The 5,693-nt window shown below is 72.5% G+C and carries 4 protein-coding genes and 1 pseudogene; 3 read left to right on the top strand and 2 right to left on the bottom strand.

The annotated features are described in order from the left end of the window. Positions 1-158: 158 nt before the first annotated feature. Together AAHZ94_RS27385 and AAHZ94_RS27380 are read right to left on the bottom strand one after the other, a co-directional pair. Positions 159-635: pseudogene (locus AAHZ94_RS27385) on the bottom strand (MFS transporter); the annotation flags it as partial. A gap of 3 nt (positions 636-638) precedes the next feature. Next, entirely contained in the window at positions 639-2,126 is a 1,488-nt protein-coding gene (locus AAHZ94_RS27380; RefSeq protein WP_349996112.1) for a CitMHS family transporter, read from the bottom strand. 461 nt (positions 2,127-2,587) lie between these two features. Between AAHZ94_RS27380 and hmgA the strand changes: the two genes are divergently transcribed. The 3 genes from hmgA to AAHZ94_RS27365 form a co-directional block, all read left to right on the top strand. Further along, complete coding sequence (gene hmgA, locus AAHZ94_RS27375; protein ID WP_349996107.1) at positions 2,588-3,940, top strand: homogentisate 1,2-dioxygenase; 1,353 nt, start codon at positions 2,588-2,590, stop codon at positions 3,938-3,940. 12 nt (positions 3,941-3,952) lie between these two features. Further along, complete coding sequence (locus AAHZ94_RS27370; protein ID WP_349996105.1) at positions 3,953-4,702, top strand: GntR family transcriptional regulator; 750 nt, start codon at positions 3,953-3,955, stop codon at positions 4,700-4,702. 495 nt (positions 4,703-5,197) lie between these two features. Further along, on the top strand, positions 5,198-5,693 hold a 496-nt coding region (locus tag AAHZ94_RS27365), incomplete at its 3' end, for a type ISP restriction/modification enzyme (RefSeq protein WP_502964800.1).

Below are 5,693 nucleotides of genomic sequence, written 5' to 3'. Positions count from 1 at the left end.
CAACACGCTCAAACACGCATCGGTCAGCCGCCCGCGCTCGCCGAACGGCACCCCGAGCGCGGCGAACTCCTCCTTGGGCCCCCCCCCCCCCCCCCCCCCCCCCCCCCCCCCCCCCCCCGGCGGGGGGGGGGGGGGCGGCCCGGGGGCGCCGCCCCCCCCCCCCCCCCCCCCCCCCCCCCCCCCCCCGGGCCGATGAGCTGGCCGAGGGAGGCGCCGATGGTGAAGTGGCCGAAGTTGCGGTCCTGTTCGTCGGGGGTGCTGCGGCGGGCGACGATGGCCTGGGCGCCGATGACGAAGGTCAGGTGCCCCAGGCCCATCACGCCGCTCCACACCGCCATCTCGGCCAGCGACCCGGCCCGCCCGCTGAGCGCACAGCCGCCCGCGATGAGCAACACCCCGACGGGCAGCAGCGGGGCGGCCCTGCCGTGGTCGGTACGGCGCCCCAGCGGCACCGCGGCGAGCAGCGGCAGCAGCGCGTACACGCCGGCGATCACGCCCACCGCGCGGGCGTCGGCACCGAGCGCCAGCGCCCGGTAGGACACGGCGGGCCGCGCCATGCTCACCGCCCCCTGCGCGAAGGCGAACGCGATGATCAGGCGCAGTAGCCAGCCCCTACCGGGCGTCGTCCCCGTCATGGCCTAGATGATGCCGAACAACAGTCCGGCCCCGAGCACCACCAGTGCGGTGAGCGCCGCCCATTTCACCGTGTACCGGGTGTGGTCGCCGAACTCCACCTTGGCCATGCCGACCAGCACGTACACGGCGGGCACCAGCGGGCTCGACATGTGCAGCGACTGGCCGACCAGCGAGGCGCGGGCGATCTCCAGATCGGACACCCCGTGCGCGGCGCCGGCCTCGGCGAGGATGGGCACGATGCCGAAGTAGAAGCCGTCGTTGGACATGAAGTACGTGAGCGGAATGCTCAGCACGCCGGTGACCAGGGCCATGTGCGGGCCGAGTCCGTCGGGGATGGCGTCCACCAGCCAGCGGGCCATGTGCTCGACCATCCCGGTGCCGGTGAGCACCCCGGTGAAGACGGCCGCGGCGAAGACCATGCCGGAGACGTTGAGCACGTTCTCGGCGTGTGCGGCGATACGTTCCTTCTGGTCCGGCATGGCGGGGAAGTTGACCGTGAGCGCGATGGCGGCGCCGAGCAGGAAGAGCACCGGTATCGGCAGGGTCTGCATGATCAGCAGGGTGAGCAGGGCCGCCGTCAGGGCCGCGTTGAACCAGTACAGCTTCGGACGCAGCGTCGGCCGGGCGGGATCGAGCACGTGCGCATCGGCTCCCGCGCCACCCGCCGCCCCCGCCGCGCCGCCGCCCGGGTCCGCACCGTCCGACGCGGAGCCCGCACCGTCAGGCGCCGGGCCCGCGACACCCCCGGCCCCTCCGGCGACCGCCACGCCCCCCCGAGCCGCACCCGCCGCCTCGTACGCGCCGTCCGCCGAGCCGACCCCGGCCCCCACCGTGGGCTCCGCCCCGTCCTCCGCGCCCCGCTCCGTCAGCGTCAGCACCCCGAGCCTGGCGCGTTCGCGGCGGCCGAGCAGATAGGCGAGGAGGAAGACGAAGAGCAGGCCGACGGCGAGCGCCGGGATCATCGGTACGAAGATGTCGCCGGCGTCGAGTTCCAGCGCGGTGGCGGCGCGGGCGGTCGGGCCGCCCCACGGCACGGTGTTCATCACGCCGTTGGCGGTGGCCGCCACGCAGGTCATGACGAGCACGCTCATCTTCAGCCGGCGGTAGAGCGGCAGCATCGCCGACACGGTGATCATGAAGGTGGTCGAGCCGTCACCGTCCAGCGAGACCACCGCCGCGAGCACGGCCGTACCGACCACCACGCGCACCGGATCGGCCTTGCAGAACCGCAGGATGACCCGTACGAACGGATCGAAGAGCCCGACGTCGATCATCACGCCGAAGTAGATGATGGCGAACATGAGCATGGCCGCGGTGGGCGCCAGGTCGCCGATGCCGTCGAGCACGTACGTACCGAGGTGGGCCCCCTTCCCCACCAGGACGCAGAACAGCGCGGGAACGAGCACCAGCGCCGCCAGGGGGGACATCTTCTTCATCATGATCAGCACCAGAAAGGTCGCGATCATGACGAAACCGAGGATGGTCAGCAAGGGACACCTCACGTTCGCCGTTGAACGCCGCCGGCGCGTGGCGGACGACGCCGCCGCGGTGGCGGTGAGGTGACGTTAGGCAGCACGACTTTGCGCTAACAAGACCTTTACAAGCGAGCAATAAGAGCAAAACCCCAGGTCAGCGCGGTGCGCCTCACGAACATCGCCCCGCCTCGTACGTACGCGAGCGCACACACGCGCGCGTACGCGTACCCGCGCACCGAAGCACCCGCGGCATGCAGCACGCGGCACGCGGCACCACAGCGACCCGGCGACCCGGCGACAACGCCACAACGCCACAACGCCACAACGCCACAACGCCACAACGCCCGACTATCGGACGCGCCAAGCCGCTCAGCAGAGAACCTGGTGCCGCCGGGCGCATTGACGGCAGACGTTCTCATTCCTATGGTCAAGCATAGGAATTCTTCGATGGTGGATCTCGATGGTGGGAGCACGCGATGAGCGGCACGGGCAACGAGCAAGCGAGGAAGGTCGCCGAGGCACTGTCCTACAGTTCCGGCTTCGGTAACGAACACACCAGCGAGGCAGTGCCCGGGGCGCTCCCGCACGGCCGCAACTCGCCCCAACGCGCCCCCCTGGGACTGTACGCGGAGCAGTTGAGCGGCACCGCCTTCACCGAGCCACGGCGCAACAACCGCCGCTCCTGGCTCTACCGCATCCGTCCGTCGGCCGCGCACCCGCCGTTCGTCCGGATCGACAACGGCTCCCTGCGCAGCGCCCCGTTCACCGGCCCTGACCAGGCCGAGCAGGCGCCCGACCCGAACCGGCTGCGCTGGGACCCGATGCCCGAGCCGGCCCCCGGCACCGACTTCCTCACCGGCCTGTGGACGCTGGGCGGCAACGGCGACGCCACCCAGCGCACCGGCATGGCGATCCACCTGTACGCGGCCAACACCTCGATGACCGACCGGGTGTTCAGCGACTCCGACGGCGAGTTCCTGATCGTCCCGGAGAGCGGCGGCCTGCTACTGCGCACCGAACTCGGCCTGCTGCGCGCCGAGCCGGGCGAGGTCGCGCTCATCCCGCGCGGCGTGCGGTTCCGCGTCGAGCTCCTGGACGCGACCGCCCGCGGGTACGTGTGCGAGAACTACGGCCAGCCCTTCACCCTCCCCGACCTCGGCCCGATCGGCGCCAACGGCCTGGCCAACCCGCGGGACTTCCGCGCCCCGGTCGCCGCGTACGAGGAGCGCGAAGAGCCCACGCAGGTGGTGAACAAGTTCTGCGGCAACCTGTGGGCCGCGACCTACGACCACTCGCCGCTGGACGTCGTCGCCTGGCACGGCAACCACGTGCCGTACGTCTACGACCTGCACACCTTCAACGTCATCGGCTCGATCAGCTACGACCACCCGGACCCGTCGATCTTCACGGTGCTCACCTCGCCGTCGGACACCCCGGGCCTGGCCGGCGTGGACTTCGTCGTCTTCGCGCCGCGCTGGCTGGTCGGCGAGGACACCTTCCGCCCGCCGTACTTCCACCGCAACGTGATGAGCGAGTACATGGGCCTGGTCGAGGGCGCGTACGACGCGAAGAAGGCCGGCCAGGGCGGCTTCGTGCCCGGTGGCGGCTCGCTGCACAACATGATGTCGGCGCACGGCCCGGACCGGACCACCTTCGACAAGGCGAGCGTGGCCGAGCTCACCCCGCAGAAGATCGACAACGGGCTTGCCTTCATGTTCGAGACCCGGTGGCCCGTCACCACCACGCAGCAGGCGCTCACCGCCGACCACTTGCAGAGCGGGTACGACGATGTGTGGCAGGGTCTGGAGCGCCATTTCCGGTCGTCGTAGTACGGAGCCCTCGTGACCACCTTCGCTCCCGACTCGCTCGCCCTGAACCGCAAGCTGCCGCTCTGGTATCAGGTCTCCCAGTCGTTGCGCGCCTCCATACTGGGCCGCCGCCCTGAGGAGCCGTTGCGGCTGCCGACCGAGGACCGGCTCGCCGAGCACTACGGCGTCAGCGTCCTCACCATGCGGCAGGCGCTCAAGGAGTTGGAGGCGGAGGGGCTGATCAGCCGGCACCGACGGCGCGGCACGTTCATCGAGCCGCACGCCAAGCGGGGCGCCCCGGTGCGGCTGCTCGGCTCGGTGGACGCGATCGTGGCCCAGCAGTCCGGTGAACGCACCACGCTGCTGGGCCACGGCCCCGAGCCGCTGCCGGCCGACCTCGCCGAGCACTTCCCCGGCCGCACCGATGCGATGGCCTACCGCAGGCTGCGCTGCGACGAGGAGAGCGGCGAGCCGACCAACTGGGCCCACAATTTTCTGCGCCCCGACATCGCCGACCGGCTCGACCCCGCCGACCTGGTCCGATGGCCGATGACCAAGGTGCTGCGCGACGCGCTCGGCGTCCGCATCAGCCGCATCACCGACACGGTCGAGGCCCGGCTCGCCGCCCCGGAGACGGCCCGGCTGCTGGAGGTGCCGCTGCTCAGCCCGATCCTGTACTACACGGGCGTCACCTACGACGCGGACGGCGCCGTGGTGGACGTGGCCCGCATCCACTACCGAGGAGATCGTTTCTCCTTCACGGTCACCCTGGAGGCGCACTGACGCGCGGGTACGCGCACGCGTAGGAGGGCCGGTCGGAGCACGGGACTCGTCCGGGCCGTCTCGTCCCCGTACGCGCACGCGCGCGGGGGCTGACGGGAACCGGCTGCCGCGCGGCGTCGGGCCGGGGTGTCTCGTCCCCGTACGCGCACGCGCACGGGGGCTGACGTGTGAACCACTGGGCCACCGTCGCGGTGGCACTGACGGTGCGTACGCGCGCGGGGGCGGGCCCAGGCGAACTGCCCCGCAGCCTCCCGCTCCCCCGTACGTGCACGCGCGCGGGGGCCAGCCCCTGGCACGGGAACCGACACCGACCGGCAGGGACGCGCACGCGCGCGCGGGACGGGCGCCCGCTACATTGCCGCCGCCGCGTACACCGCCGCCCGCCAGGCCCCGTGCCCGTGCCGTGTGCGTCACCGCGGCGCCGCACCGGCGCCACCGGCGGGCCCCGTCGGCTGGTTAACATGCTGGAGGCACAGACGGTCGGGGAGGGCTGCCGTGGCGGTGACGGACGCCGAGGAGAGCGGGGCGCCGGGGCTCGCGGAGGTCATGCCGTGGTCAGTGGCCCCGCTGCGACTCGGCCGCTCCTGGGTGATGGCCGCCGACGCAGCCGCGCTGACGGCCCGCTGGAACCGTCTGCTACGGGCCGAGGGCGCGGCGGACCTGGCCGAGTTGTTCCGGCCGAGCCGGTCCCGTACGCCGTACACGGCCGTCGCCCAACTGCCCGGCCAGCCCGGCTCCACCGGCCAGTTCGCCCGCGAACGGGGCCGCTGCCCGCAGCCCGTCAAGGTCGCGCACGGCCCGTACGACCAGCAGTGGCTGATCCCCGACCACCGGCTCATCGACGCCGCCAGGCCCGAGCTGTGGCGGGTCGCCGACGCGCACCAGATCCATCTGCTCGAACCGGCCCGCGAGGCCCCCGCGCGCCCCACCGCCGCGGCCAGGGCCGCCGCGGCGGGGGGGTGGTGGCGGCGGTGGGGGCGGGGGGGGGGGG

The sequence above is a fragment of the Streptomyces sp. HSW2009 genome, assembly GCF_040240285.1.
Taxonomy (GTDB): domain Bacteria; phylum Actinomycetota; class Actinomycetes; order Streptomycetales; family Streptomycetaceae; genus Streptomyces.
This window is presented reverse-complemented; position numbering and strand designations above follow the sequence as displayed.

Coding starts and splice junctions, on each gene's coding strand:
- hmgA (WP_349996107.1), top strand. CDS start 2,588: ATGAGCGGCACGGGCAACGAGCAAGCGAGGAAGGTCGCCGAGGCACTG.